The sequence below is a fragment of the Flammeovirga sp. SJP92 genome, from assembly GCF_001583495.1.
GTDB lineage: Bacteria > Bacteroidota > Bacteroidia > Cytophagales > Flammeovirgaceae > Flammeovirga.
In genome coordinates this window covers 84602-106041 of record NZ_LQAQ01000123.1, presented here as the reverse complement: position 1 = coordinate 106041, position 21440 = coordinate 84602, and the positions used below count along the sequence as shown (strand labels likewise).

12 protein-coding genes are annotated in these 21440 nt (G+C 37.2%); 7 read left to right on the top strand and 5 right to left on the bottom strand.

Going from position 1 to position 21440, the window contains the following annotated elements:
* Nucleotides 1–12 precede the first annotated feature (12 nt).
* Nucleotides 13–1554 carry an SDR family NAD(P)-dependent oxidoreductase gene (locus tag AVL50_RS32530; RefSeq protein WP_062622261.1) on the top strand — a complete coding sequence of 514 codons (1542 nt, stop codon included), beginning with the start codon at nt 13–15 and terminating at the stop codon, nt 1552–1554.
* A gap of 158 nt (nt 1555–1712) precedes the next feature.
* On the opposite strand, the gene AVL50_RS32525 is transcribed toward AVL50_RS32530, so the two are convergent.
* Together AVL50_RS32525 and AVL50_RS32520 are read right to left on the bottom strand one after the other, a co-directional pair.
* Nucleotides 1713–3482: a DUF5060 domain-containing protein gene (locus AVL50_RS32525; RefSeq protein WP_172826969.1), complete on the bottom strand. Its 1770-nt coding sequence runs from the start codon at nt 3480–3482 to the stop codon at nt 1713–1715.
* Nucleotides 3483–3498: 16 nt separating this feature from the next.
* Entirely contained in the window at nt 3499–4386 is an 888-nt protein-coding gene (locus AVL50_RS32520; protein ID WP_062622257.1) for a family 16 glycosylhydrolase, read from the bottom strand.
* A 278-nt stretch (nt 4387–4664) separates the two neighbouring features.
* Here AVL50_RS32520 and AVL50_RS32645 point away from each other — a divergent pair, with 278 nt between their 5' ends.
* Nucleotides 4665–7565 (top strand): carbohydrate-binding protein, encoded by a 2901-nt coding sequence (locus AVL50_RS32645; protein ID WP_063851056.1) that lies wholly within the window; start codon nt 4665–4667, stop codon nt 7563–7565.
* A gap of 70 nt (nt 7566–7635) precedes the next feature.
* Here AVL50_RS32645 and AVL50_RS32510 read toward each other — a convergent pair whose 3' ends face one another.
* Nucleotides 7636–9870, bottom strand: coding sequence for a glycoside hydrolase family 3 N-terminal domain-containing protein (locus AVL50_RS32510; RefSeq protein WP_062622255.1), 2235 nt, complete (start codon nt 9868–9870; stop codon nt 7636–7638).
* Between the two features lie 437 nt (nt 9871–10307).
* Entirely contained in the window at nt 10308–11927 is a 1620-nt protein-coding gene (locus tag AVL50_RS32505) for a tetratricopeptide repeat protein (RefSeq protein ID WP_062622253.1), read from the bottom strand.
* Nucleotides 11928–12178: 251 nt separating this feature from the next.
* Between AVL50_RS32505 and AVL50_RS32500 the strand changes: the two genes are divergently transcribed.
* The 5 genes from AVL50_RS32500 (at nt 12179) to AVL50_RS32480 (ending at nt 20303) form a co-directional block, all read left to right on the top strand.
* Nucleotides 12179–15346 carry a DUF1553 domain-containing protein gene (locus AVL50_RS32500; protein WP_253764349.1) on the top strand — a complete coding sequence of 1056 codons (3168 nt, stop codon included), beginning with the start codon at nt 12179–12181 and terminating at the stop codon, nt 15344–15346.
* Nucleotides 15347–15351: 5 nt separating this feature from the next.
* Complete coding sequence (locus tag AVL50_RS32495) at nt 15352–16833, top strand: DUF1501 domain-containing protein (protein WP_062622250.1); 1482 nt, start codon at nt 15352–15354, stop codon at nt 16831–16833.
* 6 nt (nt 16834–16839) lie between these two features.
* Entirely contained in the window at nt 16840–17952 is a 1113-nt protein-coding gene (locus AVL50_RS32490; RefSeq protein WP_062622248.1) for a hypothetical protein, read from the top strand.
* Between the two features lie 316 nt (nt 17953–18268).
* Nucleotides 18269–19570 (top strand): c-type cytochrome domain-containing protein, encoded by a 1302-nt coding sequence (locus AVL50_RS32485; RefSeq protein ID WP_063851054.1) that lies wholly within the window; start codon nt 18269–18271, stop codon nt 19568–19570.
* A 466-nt stretch (nt 19571–20036) separates the two neighbouring features.
* Nucleotides 20037–20303: a hypothetical protein gene (locus AVL50_RS32480; protein ID WP_062622244.1), complete on the top strand. Its 267-nt coding sequence runs from the start codon at nt 20037–20039 to the stop codon at nt 20301–20303.
* A gap of 280 nt (nt 20304–20583) precedes the next feature.
* Here the strand turns inward: AVL50_RS32480 and AVL50_RS32475 are convergent, their stop codons facing one another.
* Complete coding sequence (locus AVL50_RS32475; RefSeq protein WP_062617404.1) at nt 20584–21435, bottom strand: IS3 family transposase; 852 nt, start codon at nt 21433–21435, stop codon at nt 20584–20586.
* Nucleotides 21436–21440 lie beyond the last annotated feature (5 nt).

The following is a 21440-nucleotide window of genomic DNA, read 5'->3' as shown; positions in this document are numbered from 1 at the left end:
TAGTGAAGCATTATGGAGGAAGAGAAGAAAAAAATAAGTCTTGAAGAGGTTGAAAAGTGTACTTCTATTTTAGAAGATATTCTTGAAAATACCAATATGTTATATGAATTACCTGAAGAAAAGCGTATTGCGCTGATGAAGGCGGCAGGACGTTTGACTCGTCCAAACCGTGAGGAATTCGATAACAGAAGAAAGGATAAAAAGCGCGCAGCAAAGCGTAAGCAACAGGAAAAAGATAAACACTCTAGAAAATTCACAGGAATTAGAAGTGCTAGAGAAAATCATATTTTCATTGCTCCAAAAATCTTGGAGGATCAGGATATCCCAACAGAGATGCCTGAATTGGAATCACCTAGAAACTGCTATGTTTGTAAGAAGGAATATACACAATTGCATCACTTCTATGATCAAATGTGTCCTGAATGTGGCGACTTCAATTACGCAAAACGTTTCCAGGAAGCTGATTTAACAGGTCAGATTGCCGTAGTCACAGGATCAAGATTGAAGATTGGTTATCATATTACATTAATCCTTCTTCGTTCAGGTGCTACCGTAGTGGCAACCACGCGTTTCCCAGTGGACTCTGCCAAACGTTTTTCTAAAGAGGAAGATTACCATATTTGGAAAGATCGTTTAAAGATCCATGGCTTAGATTTAAGACATATTCCAAGTGTTGAAATTTTCTGTAACTACATTGAGCAGAAATATGGTCGATTGGATATTCTAATTAATAATGCCGCTCAAACCGTAAGACGTCCTTCTGGGTTTTATGCTCATATGATGGAGGATGAAGAGAAGCCTTTTGCTGCTTTGGATAGCGATACGCAACATCTTTTATCAGAACATCATTACTGTTTAGAACAGTTGGGCGAACTTTCTGATGGAAGTTCTAGTGCTAAAAATAGGAGACTTCCTGTAAAGTGGAGTACAACTGAAGCTGGCATTGGTATTAGAGCATCAGCTAAGTTATCTCAGATCCCTTATAGTTTTGATAATTCTATCCAAACAAAAGAGGTGTTCCCAGAAGGGAAACTTGATGTGGATTTACAACAGGTCGATCTTCGAAAAACAAACAGCTGGCGTTTGAGAATTGGTGAAATTGAAACTCCTGAAATGGTGGAAGTACAATTGGTGAACTCTATTGCTCCTTTTGTGCTTTGTAACCGTTTATCGAAGTTGATGCAGAATGATAGTACTGGGAAAAAGCATATTATCAACGTTTCTGCGATGGAAGGTAAATTCCACCGTTTCCATAAAGAAGACAGACACCCTCATACAAATATGGCAAAGGCTGCATTAAATATGTTGACGCATACTTCTGCAGGCACACTTGCTAAGGATGGTATTTATATGAATGCTGTAGATACGGGTTGGGTGACGGATGAAGATCCTGCTCATATTTCTGCAAAGAAACAAGAAGTTCATGATTTCCAACCTCCTTTGGATATTGTGGATGGTGCCGCTAGGGTTTTAGATCCATTGATTGACGGTATTAATACAGGAAAACATTGGTCGGGTAAATTCTTGAAGGATTATTTCCCTATAGATTGGTAAATTATTTGATGTTATAAATAGAAACAGCCTTTCAGATTTTTAGTTTGAAAGGCTGTTTTTTTGTGCTTGTTCATTTAAGTACTAGCAGGCGTATCATTTGCGTAGCAGGCTACCCTACTACAGAGATCCAATAATTAAGATAACGGAAGAGACTATGATTATAATTTTCGAACTAAAACTACCCAATCTTCATTCAATGTTGGTGAAGGGCCTAATGCTACCTTACTACCTGCATTGACTGTTTTAATTTTGGTTTTGATTAAGTTCCCTCCACTTCTTGGATTATGCCAATGCACACTGAACTTACCGGATTGTCCTTCCAAATTCAATGTAGGCTGTCCTCCTTCTTTCAAATAGACACAATACGTATCACCTTCTTTCGCAAAAGTATAACTGTCTTTCACATCTGCCAATGTATTATCGGCCTTCATCTCTGTAAATGGCAGATACTTCTGGAAGAAATCTGTGGCTACGTATGTCATCTTCCAAATACGATCTCTAGTATGCCAATCTTCACAGTTAAGGTCATTGTGAGGATATTTATAACCGAAGTAGTGTTCTATTCCACCACCCCCAGCCATGAGGTTAGCCCAAATCACATCTTTTCTTACTGTATCCTGCTGTGCTGGATAATTATCTGGTAATACACCTGCTTTTGCTGGGCCAATTTCATCTAGCCAAATCACCCATTTTTTCCCTGCCTTTTCTGATTCATTTCTCCAATGCAGAGTAGTTTCATAAGTATGGTGAAGGTTGTGAATTTGGAATGAAATACCGTCCAATGATTGATTTCCTAATAATGGCTTTACGGTATTTTCATGGTCTTTCTTATTAGGTAAAGTATGAATGTCTACCATATTGCCATAAGGGTCCAATGCTTTCATGTATTCAATCATTGCAATCCTCATTTTGTTAGTCTGACCAACCGGAGACCAAGTTGTAATACCACTTTCTTCTCCCATGTTCCAAATGATACCTGGGTGATGTGCAAATCGTGCGACTAGTTCTCTGTAATACAACTTTCTCTGAATACCTGTGTGACCAATATCCAAAAGGTTTTCATTTTCAGTTTCCTGAGTGATCACATGTTTTACCAAACCCACTTGATCCATATGAGAAAATAGTAATTCCCATTGCTCTAGTTTACTTACATCGAAACGATAACGCTCATGTTCTTCTGTCCAAGGCCACACATTTTTACCGTCACCCATTACATTCATCGTAAGGAAATAAACAGTATTAATACCAGTAGAAGAAAGGTAGTTCATACCTCCTACTATTCCTTTTCCTTTACCATTTTTCCAAGTTAAATCACCTTCTTTCCATTCTGGAATGTGGCTTTCAAACTTATGTTTCTTTGGAGTTCCGTCAAATTCATGATAACCCAACAAATCCTCTGGACTATTAGCACCACCTTTGATAAAGTATTCTTTATTTCCTTCAAATTGAAGATAATGCGTATCTGATGGCTTCAATCTACCTTTCCCTCTGAGATCCAAACCGGTTTTATCAGTAGCGAGGACATCAAAGGTTCCCGATGTACCATCTGCCGATAATTTTTCTGCTTTTGAAATATCATCTGCAACGGCAACATTCTTCCCTTTGACAAAAGATGCTTTGTAAGACCACTGACCTGTTTTGTTGGGAGCAAAGCGTACTTTCCACTTATTCCCTTTGTCTGCACTTGACTCTGCAGCATTACCATCTGCCGCATAAAAACCTGGTATTACAAATTGCTCTTCGCCATTTGTAAAAGTGACATCGAGCCGGTAGTCAAGAAACGGGTTTGTAGGATCTTGTTCGTACGTTTCAGGGCCGTCAAAAATGAGTGTTACAGTATGCCACTCTTTTAATTCACCTGAGATTTCCTGTGCGTGTAGTTGATGAAAAAATAAACTACAGATTAGTAAAATTAGTTTTAGTTTCATTTGTTTAATAAGGTTGTTACTTTCCATTTGAAGCATTCCTTTTCTCCCAAACTCTGAAATATTTCACATGAAATTCCCCATCTAGTCTGTTATCATCAGGAAGGGCTCCAAACCATTTATTCGATTCGTTGTTAAAATTCACTTCAAGGGGCTGATGCCAATGTGTGTTTTTTGCTTCTCTAAATAAGATACCATCGATGTAGAATCGAATGTATTCTTCTGTCCATTCCAAGCCCCAAACATGATAATCTTTTTGTAATTCTACAGGAATGTAATATTTTTTAGTTCTTGAGAAATGCTCTTTTACATTACCCTGATCTTCAGGTGCTCTGAAAACATGGATATTTGAATTCAAATCATTTCTATTGTAAGATAGTCCTGGAGCGTTTTCACAAATATCTATTTCTGTCCACCAATCTTTGCTGACATTTGTCATCCAAAAACCAGAAACCCAAGGCGCATCCATTAATTTCATTTCTGCCTCAAAGTAACCATACAAGAATTTGTTTTTACTTTTTATGAAACCTGCTGTATGTGTATAACCTTCTGGAATTTCTTCATTGTGTTTATTCACACGGAAAACTGCCTCACCATTTTCTAATACTACATTTGATCCATGAAAATAAGTTGGCTTTCTTCCTTTCCACTTAGGATTATTGGGATACCAAATCTTCTCATTGATTTTTGGTTTATCAAACTCATCAGAATATTTCTTCAATAATTTCCATTCACCTTTGTTGTTTTGATCTGAAAGTGGAAATTTGTTATTGGCCCTTTGAACTGACAGACTTACATCAACAGTGTCAACATAATTTTTGGGTGGAATTGTTAAATTCTGTGCCTGAAGTGCTCCAATTGAGAAGTATAAAATTATTATACCTACTAAATAGAATTTTGATTTCATAATTCGTGAAGTGATTGTTAGAAGTAAGGTTGATCATTCATTTCTGAAGCAATTTAGAGGGCTTTTGTAAGATTTTAAGTAAAAAACTATTCTAACTTAAGGGGGTAATTTTTCCAAAGTGAAACTTTTCAATTAGTGTAAGATTAACAAATAAAAAATTCCCCCCACTTATTTCAAAAATTTTTTGAACCTCCTTCCATCTCTGTAAAAGTAGATTGGCATTATAAACTTTAGCAGAACTCCTTTGTTCTGCGATGATTAACTACCAATAAATACTTATGATTAAATATTATTTCAAACAACCAGTTTTTACGACAACACTACTGGCATCTCTCCTTTTAAGTCTGTTAGTCAATGATGTAACTGCACAGACTACTGCGACAATCAACCACAAAGTCCGAAGGTACATCGGTGGAGTATCTAGCCTCGACCGAAGCAAGTTTTTCAATTTACATTCCAATTGGAAAGACAGCGAATTGAATAAATTCTACAATGACTACAACGCTTATCCGAGCCGTGGTTTTTGGGGACCTTATTCCTATTCTAAAAGCAAAGGAAATGCTGTTGGCACTTACCCTGGAGACAAATCAGGAAACAACAATCTTAAAAATGTCACTCGCTTTGTGGCCACTGAACACCCATATAATCTTTTCAAAGATGGGTTGAATGCTACCGCTGCAGCCAATTGGGCGGCAGAGTACTATAAAGATTATGTAAGTGACAGCGAAAGGCCTGAGTATTTTGAGCCCATGAATGAACCTTTTGTTCATGCAAATGATTACTATTCTGGTGGATGGAACTTGGCCGAAGAGGACCGTATTAAATTACAAATGGCAAAAGTTTTTGCTGCTATCGGTAAGAAAATCCATGATACGCCTGCTTTAGCTAAAATGAAAATCATTGGATATTCTTCAGCCTGGCCTTCTATGGAACTGAATAATTTTTCACATTGGGATGAAAACCAGAAGATGTTCATGGATATTGCTGGAGCAGACATGGATGCTTTTTCAACTCACCTTTATGACGGTGTAAACGTAACGGGCCAAAACAATCAGCGTTCGGGCAGTAATTCAGAAGCTATCCTGGATTTGATTGAGACTTACTCTCATGCTAAATGGGGCACTGTAAAACCTCATGCAATTACAGAATATGGAGCTATCGCAAGCGGTTATGGTGATAACTATTCGGATATTGAAAGTATTCAAACGGTAAGAGGTATCAACCATATGCTTTTTAATCTTTTAGACCGTGAAAATAAGATTGAAATCTCTATTCCATTCATTACGGATAAATCAACTTGGCATCTTACACCCGGCAACAACTATCAGCCTTATGGTGCGGCTTTATTTATCCCAACTAATATAGGGCAACCTACCGTGGCTGGTTGGAAATATTCTCCAAAAATTCATTTCTATGAGCTATGGAAAAAGGTGAAAGGTAATAGAGTACATGTAACAACTGACAATCCTGATGTTCAAATTCAAGGTTTTGCCAGCGGAAATATGTTGTATGTAGCTTTGAATAACCTTGATGATGCCAATCAAAATGTGGCTTTAGATTTTGTCAATGGTTTAGGTGGATTGCAAAGTGTTACTAAAAAATCATTGAAGATCTACAGTAATTCAGCACCGAATATGAATATTTCCACATCTGGAGCTGCTCCTAGTGCTCTTACTTTAATTGCAGGTGAGACTGTTGTTTTAGAATACAAATTCTCAAGTGCTATCAGCTTTGATAATACTATTCGCGACCACAAATATTACACAAGCAAACATCTTCAAGCCATCAATGCAAATACTGCTATTAACTTTAGCTTCAGTGGCGTTCAAACGGGAACGGGGCTTGCATCCATTCAATTAGGTATAGGTAGAAAACATGACCGATCTAAGAAACCAATTGTAAAAATCAATGGTACTACAGTGGCTGTTCCGAATAATTGGAAAGGATACGATCAAGCTAACCGTAAAGATTTCTTCGGTGTGATCGAAATACCTTTTGATATTAGTCTTTTACAAGCTTCTAACACAGTTTCAGTTACGTTTCCTGATGGTGGAGGACATATTAGTTCTATGATTTTGGAAGTAAAGAAATATGATCAAGCTGTGGTTGAAAATGAATCTGTAAAAATTGTTACACCAACATCAAGTGTGGAAAGTGCGAATCAGGTGAAAGTTTCATTATCTTATACTGCTAATTCTAACAGAGATATTGTGGCAGAATTTTGGTCGGCTAATTCATGGTTAGGTCAAGCAGTAAAAACAGTTAGTGCTGGAAGTAAAACGGAGTCACTGACAATTAATCTTAACAATGCTCCTGCCACAGGAAGCGGTTATATTGTGAAAGCAAGTATCCGTCCTGTTGGTACAAATTGGACATCTAATATAGGTTCTGATCAAGTCAATAATATTAATGTTGTTCCACCTGTTATTCAAGATCCTTATGGAGGAACACCTCATAAGCTTCCTGGAAAAGTGGAGGCTGAAAATTATGACACAGGTGGTGAAGGTGTTGCTTATCATGATAGCAACGCTACTAATCAAGGTGGCAAATACCGTACTGATGGAGTAGATATAGAGACTTGTTCCGATACAGGAGGAGGATTTAATATTGGTTGGATGGATGCTTCTGAATGGTTGGAATATACTGTTAACGTAAGTACAACTGATAATTATGACTTTTTCCCAAGAGTTGCAAGTCCTTCTACAAATGGTAAGTTCAAGCTTAATGTTGATGGTGTGGATGTAACAGGTAATCTCAGTGTACCGAATACTGGTAGCTGGCAAACGTTCCAAACATTACATATCAGAAATATCAACCTTACTGCAGGAAAGCATATTATTAGATGGGAAACAGTAAGCGGGGGTTACAACTTTAATAATTGGGCGGCTTGGCAATCTTCTACTTCAAACAGTAGAGCATTACTAGCTGATGATGCTTCAACTACTGTTTTAGTTTATCCTAACCCAATTACAAACCATCAAGTTTTCATCAGAGTTCCTGATCATAACGGCAACACCTCAGAAGTGGAAATTATCGATCTTCAAGGAAGAATTGTTAAGGTGGATACTTTTAATGGAGGCCAACACTCTGTTGATGTGAAGGGATTGACAAATGGTATTTATATCATCAATATCACTACACAAACAGAACAATTTACCAAAAAAGTAATTATCAAATAATAAAAAATCCCGACTTCAAGCCCTAAGTTTTGGGTTTGAAGTCGGGAGTATTGTTTATTACAATTGAGTATTATAACAACTCAAAAGAAACAGGTTTTGACGCTAATGCATTTGGTGCCAGCCAAATATTAAAATCACCCTTCTCTAATACATGTTCCAAATCTCTATTATAAAATTTCAATTGATCAGTGTGGAGTTTGAAAGTCACTTTCTTTTGTTCTCCTTTTTTCAATTGAATTTTTTGATAGTCCTTCAATTCTCTTACTGGTCGTGTAATGGAACCGATAACATCTTGAACATAAAGTTGAACGGTTTCTACTGCATCATACTCACCTTTGTTTGTAACAGTTACCTCCACTGTCAATTCTTCGCCTTCCTTTAATTGAGTTGAAGATATTTTTGTCTCTGAATATTCAATTGTTGAGTAAGAAAGCCCATAACCAAATGGATATTCCGGAAGATAACCTGCGTCTAAATAATGTGATTCATTACCCAACGAACTTTGCCAAGCACCTACAGGAATATCATACATAGAAACAAACTTTTCTTCCATTGCAGGTCTTCCTGTATTCTTGTGGTTATAGTAATAAGGCAATTGTCCTGAAGTTTTTGGCCATGTCACAGGCAAACGTCCCTCTGGTTGCATCTCTGCATAAAGCACCTCTTTCAATGCTGGACCTGCCATAGTACCGCCATGCCAAGCCATCACTATACCATCTAGTTTATCTTTGATTTTCCCAATTGTAATCGGACGTCCTGCCATGATCGTCAACACAATTGGTTTTCCTAATTTGGCTAATTCAAGGATCAAATCTTCTTGTGCACCTGGAAGGTCAATCTCTGCTCTACTGTGAGCCTCTCCAGAAAGGATGGCTTCTTCACCCCCTACAAATAAAATAACATCCGCTTTTTTTGCTAATGTAATAGCTTTACTAAACGACTGTTTGTTTTTATCTCTACTATAATCAAGTGTCTTTTCAAAACCAATCACATGATCTTTCAAAGCGGAAAAAGGAGTCTGTGAATGCTCTTTTTCTCCATCAAATGACCATGTTCCCATTTGATCCAAAGGCGCGTCTGCTAATGGTCCAATCAAAGCCACTTTTTTGTTTTTAGTAAGCGGTAAAACTTGATTTTCATTTTTTAAAAGAACAATACTTTTCGCGGAAGCTATTTTAGCCTTCTCTAAATGATCTTCAGCATACAGCTTACCATCGTGTTTTTTATCTCTAAAAGGTGTCTCAAATAGCCCCATTCTGATCTTTACCCTAAGAATATTTTTCACTAGAAAATCAAGTTGATCCATTGAAAGTTTCCCTTCATCGAGCAATGCCTTAATGTGCTTTTCATAAGATTGGCTGGTCATTTCCATATCAACACCTGCATTTGTTCCCAATTCAGCAGCATGCTTTTCATCTTTAGCATAGCCATGAGGAATCATCTCCGTTACAGAATTCCAATCACTGACCACAAAGCCATTGAAATTCATTTTCCCTCTCAATAAGTCCATCATGATTTTTTTATCTCCTGAAGCCGGAACACCATTCAACTCATTGAAAGAAGACATAAAAGTTTGAACATTTTCAGCAATTGCAGCCTTAAATGGAGGAATGTAGACATTATACAATAACGGATCGTGAATAATCGCCGTATTGTAATCACGCCCTCCAATAGCCGCACCATAACCTAAAAAGTGCTTTGCACAGGCAATCATACTCGTCTTGCTCGTCAAATCATCTCCCTGAAAACCTTTTACATAAGCGGCACCCATCAAACTTCCTAATAATGGATCCTCTCCTGGTGACTCGGCAATCCTCCCCCATCGGCTATCTCTAGCAATATCCAGCATGGGAGCAAAAGTCCAATTTACCCCTGAAGATGTCCCTTCAAAAGCGGAAACCTGACCTGTGATTTCTGCTTGTTTAGGGTCCCAAGTTGCTGCAACAGCCAATGGAATAGGGAACATTGTCTTGAACCCATGAATTACATCTCTGCCAAAAATCAGCGGAATCTTATTAGGACTTTCTTCTACGGCGATCCTTTGCAGTTCATCTACATAATCAGTATTCATGATGTTTAGAAAAGCACCGATTTCGCCTTTCCTTACTGCCTCTTTCAGGGACTCTGGCAAGTCACCTTTTACCCTGCTTGAGGTTCCTCTTAAGGCCGTTTGGCCAATTTTCTCTTCTATTGTCATTTTAGACAATAGACCCTCTACTTTTTGTTCAACTGGATCGAGTTGTTGGTTGGTAGTACATCCAAAAAAAAGTGTAGCTAATAATAAAGAATAATAATACAGTTTCATTTAAAAAAAAGATTGTCTTAGTTAGTAAAATAACCTGAGGTTAATGAACTCAGGCATAAAAAATCATTTCATTTAGATTTCTTAAATATAATGATAGTAGGATATTGATTGGGGTTTTTAGGAAAATTTATTATTTGGGATGCAACTTAGAGCATGTTTAGAATATATATTTTGAAAGGGATGCTTCAAACATGCTCTTATTAAGTTGCACATCATTCTTTATGTGGTATCAAAGCAAATTTTAAAGTTGCTACTTCCAAAATTTGCATTTAGGTATGCTTCGCGATTAGAAATAATTGTGTAAAATGACCTGCATAACCATTACACTGCAACAGTCATACATCAACTGCAATACACAGTCGCACTAGTCTCTATTCGAAGGGTAAAGTAGGAGGAATTTCATACTATAGTAAAAGATAATTATGTTTACGAACTGTTTAAGCAGTCTGCTTAGAGTTTGTCACCACATTCCCCAGGTAATTCACCAAGTCTTCTCCTTTCACCAAGCCCAATCTTTTCCTTAATCGATAACGAGAAGTATTCGCACTTTCGGGAGAGATCCCTAAAAGTCTCGCCATTTCCTTTCCAGAAAAATTAAGTTTAATAAGTGCACAAATTTTCAAATCATAATTCGTAAGTGAAGGATGTTTTTCTTTTAATTGAGAGAAAAAACTAGGGTTGACAGACGTAAATCGATTTTCAAATTCGAGCCAACTATGATCCTGATTGAGTTTGATGGCATTCATTACTTTTTGAACTTCTTTTGATTTCGTTTCTTTATAAACATCTTTCAACTTTCCTTTTATGGAAGTCAATAATTCATCTTTGGCTATAATTTGAAGGGTGGTATTGGTCAGTTCACTATTTTTGACATACAGAATTTCTTGATTTTTCTCTTCATGCAATTTTTGTTTCTGCTCTATGGCTTCTTTCTCTAATGCATATTTCAGTTTTAATGTTTTCACTCTTGTTCTCACCATAAAGAATACCCCCAATATGATTAAAAATAGAAGGGCAACAGTTAACCATAGAATCTTCTGTTCCTGCTTATAATTTTCTAATTCTTGTCGTTCAATCTCTAATTGTTGGGCCTGTTCTCTCTTTTTATATTCATCTGAAATTTCAAATAACGACCTGTTTCTTTCACTTTTACTACTGTAAAGCCATTGATTTAAGCTGTTTCCCACCGTGGCAAACTTTAATGCAGACTGATAATCTCCAATCATTTTGTAGGTGTCTACCAATTTTTCATAAAGTAATGGAGTAAAATTCAAATGAGCTTTCTCTAACTTCGCCACTTTTAAAGCTTTCTTATAATAATCGATCGCCTCTTTGTAGTGCTGTATTTTATAAAAGTAATCTCCATAAGAGGAATAAAAAATCACCAAATAAGATTCATTACCTTCTAAACCTTCCAATTGAGGCATCAATGTTTTAAAGGATTTTCCCGTTTCTACAAGCTCTCCTTTCAGTAAGGATAAAAAGGTTTCTTCACTTTCTAATAAAATTCTAGAAACGTTATCCTCCATTGGAATAGAAGTACAACTGTCATAATAAAGTTGCGTATTTTCAGCATCTCCCTCATACCTATAATGCACCATCAATGAGTGATAATTAGGACGTAAATTCTCTAAAGGGATCACTTCATTCTCTACCAGTTTTCTATTCATAGACAAGGCTTGCTTATAATATTTCACTGCTAAATCGTTTCTTTCAAACAAGCTATACAAGATGCCCATACCTCTGTACACTTTAGCTTTCAGCATGGGGTAATTCTCCTTATCCAAAAGAAAAAGTGCTTCCCAATACGACTCGTATGCTTTATGATAATTGACCCTATTACAATAAAGTCCTCCTAACTTTAAATAGGCTCTTATCTCCCCTCTTACATCGCCTGCGTTTCTAAATTCAAGCAATTCTTTTTCGGCAGAAATAAGATCATCATCTTCATATATTTCCTTTAAAAAATCCGTGGTAATGATAATATCAGTATCGCTTGCAAAAACTGAAGTCGAAAAAATGACACAGAAGAGTACTATTAATATTTGTCTATACATAAAAATTGAAGTTTTGGGATTGTCTATTGGAAAAACCCTCCTAAATATGCCTGTAATAAGGTTTGTCTACAATTTTTTTGATGTAAAATTCACACTTGTCTATATAGAGTCTATGTCATTTTTTAGGGGAAGGAGGAATTGTTCATGAAATTTAGAGTCAGAATTATCTCACACACTCAAACTTTTTTAATGGAATGAAATCTCATAGCTTATTTATTTTGCTATTGCTCTACTTGCTATCCTCCTGTAAAATGGACTTACCCCAAGAAGTGGAAATAGCGTATGAAGAACTACCGGCTGAACTGGATTTTAATAAAGATATCAAACCAATATTATCGGATAAATGCTTTGCTTGTCATGGACCGGATAAAGGAAAAATTGTAGCCGGATTACAATTACATAGTTATGCAACGGCTACGCAAGAACTGACAGAATCGAAAGGTAAATATGCTATCGTTCCGGGTAGTCCAAAAAGCAGTGAAGCAGTCAGAAGAATCTTAACGGAAGATCCTGAATTGATCATGCCCACTCCCGAATCTCACCTTAGTCTTACAGCAACAGAGAAAGCGACGCTGATTAAATGGATTGAAGACGGTGCAGAATATAAACCGCATTGGTCTTTTGTGCCTATGGCGAAATCAGAAGTTGAAAAAGCAGAGGGTTGGGGACAGAATGAGATAGATGATTATGTATATAAAAGGTTAAAACAGGAAAAACTAAAACCATCAGTGGAAGCTGAAAAATCTCTTTTGCTCAGAAGAGTTTCGCTTGACCTTACCGGACTTCCTCCTACTCAACAAGACCTTGATGCATTTCTGAATGACAATGATGAGAATGCGTATGAAAAGCAAGTGGACCGATTGATCGCTTCTGAAGCTTATGGTGAAAAAATGGCGACCGATTGGATGGACCTTGCCCGTTATGCTGATACTCACGGCTATCAAGTGGACCGCTACAGAGATATGAGTCCATGGAGAGATTGGGTGATTGCCTCTTTCAATAATAATATGGCGTATGATTCTTTCTTGATTTATCAGCTGGCAGGTGATTTACTGCCAAATCCAACAAGAGATCAAGTGTTAGCAACTGGCTTTAATCGACTTCACCCTCAAAATGCTGAAGGTGGTATTGTAGATGAAGAGTTTAGAGTAGAATATGTAGCGGATAGAACTGCTGTTGTAGGTCAAGGCATGATGGGTTTGACTTTCGCTTGTGCGAGGTGTCATGATCATAAATACGACCCGATCACTCAGAAAAATTATTACGAGATCTACAGCTTCTTTAATAATGTCAATGAAACCGGTCAAATCTCTTGGGACCCTAACGATATTCCGGTTCCTACGATGACATTGCCAACGGAAGAACAAGAAGAAGTGATTGCTTACTTAGAAAAAATCTGTCAGCAAAAAGATGAAAAAGTAAAATCGGCGGAGCAAAAAGCGGAAAGTACTGCGGAACAGTGGATCAATACCTCAGCTTATCACACGGCTTCTCTTTCGGCTAGAAAACATAAAGTCGCTGATTTCTCTTTGAATGGCAATTTGAAGAACGACATCACGGGCAAGAAGGCTAAAATGATTCGTAAAACTTCTAAAAATGAAGTCGCAAATTATACGGAAGGAAAAGAAGGGAAAGGTATTTTACTGAATGGTGACACATGGATTGACATGAAGCCTGTTGGTGTATTTGACCGTAATGATCCTTTTTCGATTAGTATTTGGGTGAACATTCCTGAAGGCCTAAAAGAAGGGGTGATTTTCCATAAAAATAAAGCAGTGATGCTTCACTCTGTAAAAGGTTATACGCTGTATCTAAAGGATAATAAACTGCAAACAATGCTTGCGCATACCTACCCAGAAAATGCTATAATTCAGGAAACAAAAGACGATTTCCCAAGGGATCAATGGGTGCATTTGACATTGACCTATGATGGAAAAAGCAAAGCAGAAGGCGTGACTTTATATGTTGATGGTACAGTCGCTGAGATGAACACCACCAAAGACAACCTTACTAAAAGTATCATTTTCAATAATTATGAAGACGTGATCTATGCCACTCCAATCGAGCCAGGTTTACAGGTTGGGGCACGTTGGAGAGGGTTTGGTTTAAAAGACGCTAAAGTGGATGAAGTAGATGTGTTCAATACCTGCTTGACGCCTTTGGAAGTGCAACACCTTTTTGCCCCTCAACATACAAAAGCACTGCTTGCTAAAAATGTTTCTTCTTTATCAGCGGATGAGAAAACGCTATTGAAAGAGCATTATAAACAGAGGGTTTCTAAGGAAGTGCAATGGGCCAAAAATGATTACCTCAAGTCCAAAAAGGAATTGGATTATACTTATGACACTTTGAAAGAGGTAATGGTGATGAAGGAAATGGAAACGCCTCGTCAAGCTTATATTTTAGAGCGTGGTGTGTACAGCGAACATGGCGAAAAAGTATATCCTAATACACCCAACGCAATCCTCCCTTTTGATAAAGAGCTTCCTAAAAACAGATTAGGACTGGCAAAATGGATCGTAGACCCTCGTAACCCACTCCCTGCTAGAGTAGCCGTGAATCGCTATTGGCAAAACTATTTTGGAACTGGCATTGTGGAAACTACAGGAGATTTTGGCAATCAAGGAAAACTACCCACTCACCCTAAACTTTTGGATCATTTGGCATTGGAATTTATTGAAAGTGGATGGGATGTAAAAACACTTCAGAAGAAAATCGTGATGTCGGCCACTTATAGACAAAGTAGTCATTGTTCACCAGAATTAAGAGAAAAAGACCCTTACAACACACTTTTGGCTAGAGGACCTCAATTTAGACTGAGTAGTGAGATGATGAGAGATAATGCACTACTAGCCAGTAATTTACTAAAACCGAAAGTAGGCGGTAAAAGTGTGAAGCCTTATCAACCTGAAGGATTATGGAAAATGAACGGTGGCACTTATGTGCAAGATCACGGTGATGATTTATACCGAAGGAGTTTATATACCTTTTGGAAAAGGACGGTTCCCAATCCTACGCAATCGACTTTTGATCAGCCTGAGAGGAGTGAATGTGCTGTCAAAAGACAAAAAACCAATACGCCACTTCAAGCATTAGTACTTATGAACGACCCGACTTACTTGGAAGCCTGTAGAAAGTTAGGGGAAGAAATTACAAAGAGTGATTTTATTGATGAAGGCATTCAAACGGTCTATTACAAATTGACAGGTCGCGCTATTTCCAATCAAGAATTAGCACTATTAAAAGAAGTGCAAACAAAAGAGATACAGCGTTTTGAGACTTCACCAGAGAAAACAAAAGGTTGGCTTTCCGCCGGTGAATCAGCCTTGGATACTCGATTAAATCCATCAAAAGTGGCCGCCAATGCCATTGTAGCCAGCTTGATTCTCAACTCAGATGCTACCATTACCAGACGATAAACATTATGTGTAATAAAAAGAAATTCAGATCGAATAATAAAGACCTTCAATCTGTAGAAAAGAAAATGGACAGAAGGCACTTTCTCACCACCACTTCCATGGGAATCGGTGCATTTGCATTGGGTTCATTGATGGGTTTGGAAAAGGTTTTTGGAAGTCCAAAAAAGACTATTCAAGAAGAAATAACGCAAAGTCTCCCCCACTTTTTACCAAAGGCGAAACGTGTTGTGTATTTGTTCCAAAGCGGTGGCCCCTCACAATTTGAGACGTTTGATTATAAGCCAAAACTAACAGATATGTTTGGCAAAGAACTTCCCTCTTCCGTTCGTCAAGGGCAACGTTTGACTGCCATGAGTGCACAACAATCTTCACTTCCCATCGCTCCTTCCAAGTTCAAATTCAAGCAACATGGAGAGAGTAGAACTTGGGTAAGTGAATTGCTTCCGCACACGGCTTCAATGGTCGATGACCTCTGCATCATCAAATCCATGTACACCGAACAGATCAACCACGACCCTGCCATTACCTTCTTCCAAACCGGACACCAATTACCGGGGCGTCCGTCGATTGGATCATGGATGAGTTATGGATTGGGTTCTGATAATAAGAACTTTCCTAATTTTATTGTTTTAACTTCCGGAAATGGTGGCCAACCCCTTTACTCTAGGTTATGGGGGAATGGCTTCCTGCCTACTCAACATCAAGGAGTGCAGTTTAGAAGTGGAAAAGACCCCGTTTTGTTCCTCAATAATCCTGAAAATTATCATCATGAGGACCGTAAAGACATGCTTTCTTATTTGAAGGAATTGAATGAGGTGCAGAATTCTGCTTATGGTGATCCTGAAGTGGATGCTCGAATTTCACAATATGAAATGGCCTTCAGAATGCAAACTTCCGTTCCAGAAGTGACTGATATGTCAGACGAACCGGATGAGGTTTTTGAGATGTATGGCAAAGACAGTAGAACACCAGGCACTTACGCCGCCAACTGTTTGATGGCTAGAAGACTTTTAGAGAAAGATGTGAAGTTTATACAATTGTACCACCGAGGATGGGATCATCATGCTGGACTTCCTTGGGGAATGAAAAAGCAATGTGAGATGACAGATCAGCCTACCGCCGCTTTCTTGAAAGACCTAAAACAAAGAGGTTTACTGGAAGATACGCTTGTGATTTGGGGTGGTGAATTTGGTAGAACGGTGTATTCTCAAGGAAAATTAACGCCTCAAAGCTACGGTAGAGACCATCACCCGAAATGCTTCAGTATGTGGATGGCAGGAGCCGGAGTAAAAGCAGGAATGAGCTACGGAGAGACGGATGATTTCAGCTACAATATTGTAAAAGATCCTGTTCACGTACATGATTTCCATGCTACCCTAATGCACATTATGGGCATTGACCATGAAAAACTTACTTATAAATTCCAAGGACGAAGATTTAGACTGACTGATGTTCATGGAAATGTTGTCAACGATATTTTATCTTAATTTACCATGAACTCAAGAAGACAATTTATAAAAAACACAAGTATTGCCGTTCTTGGTGGTGCTATGGCTTCTCCGCTTTATAGTTTCAATATATTAAAGAAAAAACCAGCTCCAGAAATCATTTTAGGGCATGGTGATTATCAATATAAACTCAACAAAGATTGGGCACAAATCAGCAGTGTCCGCAACCCAATTCTTAACTGCCATGAAATGGTGATGGACAGCAAAGGAAGATTGATCATGATTGGTGATAATACCGACAACAACATCATGATTTTTGATAAATCGGGTAAGCTTTTAGATTACTGGGGCACTGCCTATCCGGGTGGTCATGGTCTGACTTTGAGCAAAGAAGGGGAAGAAGATTTCCTTTATTTGACAGATTCAGGTTGGTTCTTGGATAAAAGCGGAAAGTGGGTGCATCACAACGGTAGAGTCTCTAAAACAACATTAGATGGTAGAGTCGTTTTTGATATCGGCCACCCTCAAACAGTAGGTGCATACGAACCCGGTGATTTATTCTGCCCCACTGAAGTTGCCATCGCACCCAACGGTGATATTTATGTGGCAGATGGCTACGGTAAAGACTACATTTTACATTATGATGCCAAAGGACAATTTATCAGAAAATGGGGCGGGCATAAAAACAAGGATAAGAACTACAATTTGATGAATGCTCATGGGGTGACGCTAGATTTACGTGATCCTAATCAGCCACTTTTATGCTGTTCGTCAAGAAGTGAAAATATGTACAAGTGGTTTACTTTGGATGGAAAATTCGTCAAAAAACTTCACCTCACCAACATGTACATTTGTCGTGCAGTGTTTGATGAAAACAATTTATATGCTGGCGTTTGTTGGTCTAGACCTGAAGATGGAAGCGGTCATAACTGGAAAAAACACACTGGTTTTGTGACTATTCTGGAAGATGACAAAGTGGTTTCCAACCCAGGTGGTACGGCTCCAACTTATAAAAAAGGTGAGCTTCAAGCTTCTTATCAGCTTCCTACTCAACCCATTCTTCACGGTCATGATGTATGTGTAGATGAGGATAAAAACCTGTACATATGTCAGTGGAATGCAGGGCATACGGCGCCTTTGAAATTAGAGCGTGTATAAATTAATAGGAATGATTTAATGCGAATCAAGGTTTCACGGGAACTACCCTATTCTAACCAACATGTATTTTTTTAGAAATCAGGAGATTTCTAGTGATCTGTAGGCACGGATGACGCTATCGCTTAACATCCGCGCCAGTGGTACTGATTCCCACGACCTAGCGCAAATGTTAAGCGACAGCGTCATTTGTGCTTGAAAGATCATTAGAAGTCTCCGACTTCTAGTTGAAAAACATGTACGGTTATAGAAAACAATATTCAGTTTTATCACAAATCAATACCTCTTGATTCTCATTGTAAATTATAAATTCAACGAAATGGATTTTTCAAATTTTTCTCTCTTTATAGGTCGATTTCACCCGCTATTGGTACACCTTCCCATCGGTTTTATCTTTATGGTTTATATCATTGAAATCGCCGAGCATTTTAAAATAATAGAGCACACCAAAAAGGTAGTCAAACTGATTTTACTTTCGGGGGGTGTGAGTGGTATCATTACATGTGTTTTAGGTTATTTCCTTGGAAGTGGTGAAAGTGACTACGATTTTGAAAGTATTCAGCTACATCAATGGTTAGGAATTATCACAACATTGGTGGTTTTTGGAGCCTATTTTTTAAAAGAAAAAGACAATCAATTTTATAAACCTTCATTAGGTTTACTTTTTATATTACTCAGTGCAACAGGTCATATGGGCGGTAACCTCACACATGGCTCGACTTATTTGACACAGTACGCACCCATCAAATTCAACGAACATCCCAACGAATTTGAAAGACCTGAAATTACTTCTATTGAAGAAGCTCAAGTATTTGGTGATTTGGTTTACCCTATTCTTGAAACCAAATGTATCAGTTGTCATAATGAAGAAAAAAAGAAAGGGAACTTATCACTGACAAATAAAGCCTCTATTTTGAAAGGTGGTAAAAATGGTACTTTTGTGGTTGCTGGCAATTCTGGTAAAAGTAGTTTTGTAGAGCGAATTTCCTTACCACATCATCATGATGATATTATGCCTCCTGAAGGGAAAAAGCCTCTTTCTGATCAAGATATTGCATTGATTACATTTTGGATCGATCAAGGAATGGGCAGTTTTGACACTACCCTAGTGGCTTTGTCACCTGATGAAAAATTAGAGGAAATTGCACTTCAACGATTAGGGTTCAAGGCGAGTAAAAGTAGCTATGCATTTGAAGCCATTGATCCGGCAATTATTACTCAATTAAAAGAGAATCATTTTGAGATTAGAGAACTAATAGTGGGAAGTAATGCTTTGGATGTTTCTATTTCAAAACAAATTGATATACATCAAGACATTCAAGCATTAGAACCGATCAAAAACAATATTCTTTGGCTAGACTTAAAGGAACAGGAAGTCAATGGAGAAGATTTGAAGAAAATTGGGCAATACACTCATCTAGTCAAACTCAATTTAAGTAAAACATCAATTCAAGATAATGATTTAATGGCCTTAAAAGGGCTTCAAAACTTAGAGGTTATCAATCTTCATTCCACTAATATCAGTGATGAAGGACTTGAGATTTTAAAGGGAATGCCTTCTATCAAAAAGATTTACTCTTGGAATACCAATGTAGGAAAGCGTTTAGCCGAAGTAAAATAGAGATTAAAAATTGGACAAAAAAAAGAGCACTTTATCGATCACCATGCTGGAAGGTAAAGAATCGCAGCGATCAATAAAGTGCTTAAATGCTTAGTGTACTTTAAATAAATTTCAACAATGAGATGAATAAAAACAAAGTCTCTATCCTTCTTTAACAATAGTAAAGATAGATAACATTACATAAAACTGTACTACCCTTAAGGGTAGTTTTTTAAACATAAGTTAATATTTAAGTAGAAAAATTACATTTTTTAGGTGCTTACCGTCATTTTTCATTAAATAATCCAAATGTATTCACTGAAAATAATATGTGATACAATTATCTTAGGATGACAACCCTCATCAAATCAGAAACTCTCTATTTTGTTCTATGTTATTTAATTAATTAGCATTTTTTAACACCTCTTTGTGGTTATAAAATTAAAAAATGAAGACTAATAAGTAGACTGACTTAAAGAAACTAATTATGAAAAACTATCTACTTCTTTTTATTCTGTTTGTACTATTAGGGTGTAACAGCAGTGCACATTATACTGATAAAAGCTCCTTTGATATGGAGGTGATTGATAAAAATAAGCAAACTCTTGTCCTATCGAGTATTATATGGACAAAAAAGGGTTCGTATTATTATAATAATCAGCTCCTTAATGTGATTGATTTGAAAAAATTGAACAGTAAGCAAATTAAGAGCATGGAGGTCATTCATGATACATTGCATATTACTACTTATTAAAAGTCTTTTCTATTGCTTCTATTCCTCTTTCGTCAATCATCTATTAATGATAAAAACGAAGTAAAGAAATTGGAGCTGTGAAGACAATATGTAATGCCCTGAAAAAACGATACAGTTTTTTAGTGAATTAATTTTGATATAAGACTCAATAATTTAAAAATTATTGGGTCTTTTTTATAGGTAGCCTTCAGTTTTTATTTCGCTACCGCGAGTTCCTCAAATTTATTGATGCAAAATTGATTCGCTTCGCTGTCAATTTCACCTCAATAAATTTCGAGGCTTATTGTGTGACTTTTACTGTCCGATAAGTCCTTCGTTTCTTACCTCTTGTTTTATGCATCTGAATAGGAGTTCTCATATAACATGACATGTGTGGTCTTATAAAGTTATATGTTTTTATACATTCTTTTAAATAGGCTTCAAATACGATTTCATAACTGACATATTTACTTAAGTTAAAGTCATGCTTTATTGTTCTGTTAATGCGTTCTGCAATAGCATTTTTATACGGATCATAAGTTTCTGTCATACTTGTTATGATTTTCGATTTCCTAAGTAACTTCTGATAGGCTTTACTACAATATTGGACTCCTCTATCAGAATGATGTATCAATGTTTCTCCTTTATATTCACGTTGTTTTATCGCCATTTTCAAGGCTCTAATTACTCCCTCTTTATCTAAAGACCTAGATAAGTCGTAACCCATTATCTTCTTTGAATAGGCATCCGTTACTAATGCCAAATACCAAGGGTTGTCTCTTGTTCCTACATAAGTAATATCTGCTACTACAACCTGTTCAGGTCTATTTATCTCAAGACCATCTACCAAATCTGGATAAGTTTTAAATCTATGGTCTGAATCAGTTGTGACATGATAAGCTCTCTTAGCTTGTATTTCTAAGTGGTTAGCTTTCATAATTTGAAGTAGCTTATCACGACCTACACCTAAAGACTTTAATTGAGGATAGAGTAGTGAATACAGCATCCTATGCCCACTATTAGGAAGTTTTATCCTCTCGTTTTGTATTAGTGCTACTACTTGCTCAGAAATTTCCAGATCTTTCTTCTTACGATGGATGGAGCGGTAGTACACTTGACGATCTTTCCCAAGTAACTGACTTGAATATTCAATACTTA

Bases quoted from the DNA above. Each gene is read 5' to 3' on its own strand.
- AVL50_RS32500 (WP_253764349.1), top strand. From the start codon at position 12,179: ATGGACTTACCCCAAGAAGTGGAAATAGCGTATGAAGAACTACCGGCT.
- AVL50_RS32490 (WP_062622248.1), top strand. From the start codon at position 16,840: ATGAACTCAAGAAGACAATTTATAAAAAACACAAGTATTGCCGTTCTT.
- AVL50_RS32480 (WP_062622244.1), top strand. From the start codon at position 20,037: ATGAAAAACTATCTACTTCTTTTTATTCTGTTTGTACTATTAGGGTGT.
- AVL50_RS32485 (WP_063851054.1), top strand. From the start codon at position 18,269: ATGGATTTTTCAAATTTTTCTCTCTTTATAGGTCGATTTCACCCGCTA.
- AVL50_RS32505 (WP_062622253.1), bottom strand. From the start codon at position 11,927: ATGTATAGACAAATATTAATAGTACTCTTCTGTGTCATTTTTTCGACT.
- AVL50_RS32510 (WP_062622255.1), bottom strand. From the start codon at position 9,870: ATGAAACTGTATTATTATTCTTTATTATTAGCTACACTTTTTTTTGGA.
- AVL50_RS32495 (WP_062622250.1), top strand. From the start codon at position 15,352: ATGTGTAATAAAAAGAAATTCAGATCGAATAATAAAGACCTTCAATCT.
- AVL50_RS32520 (WP_062622257.1), bottom strand. From the start codon at position 4,386: ATGAAATCAAAATTCTATTTAGTAGGTATAATAATTTTATACTTCTCA.
- AVL50_RS32530 (WP_062622261.1), top strand. From the start codon at position 13: ATGGAGGAAGAGAAGAAAAAAATAAGTCTTGAAGAGGTTGAAAAGTGT.
- AVL50_RS32525 (WP_172826969.1), bottom strand. From the start codon at position 3,482: ATGAAACTAAAACTAATTTTACTAATCTGTAGTTTATTTTTTCATCAA.
- AVL50_RS32645 (WP_063851056.1), top strand. From the start codon at position 4,665: ATGATTAAATATTATTTCAAACAACCAGTTTTTACGACAACACTACTG.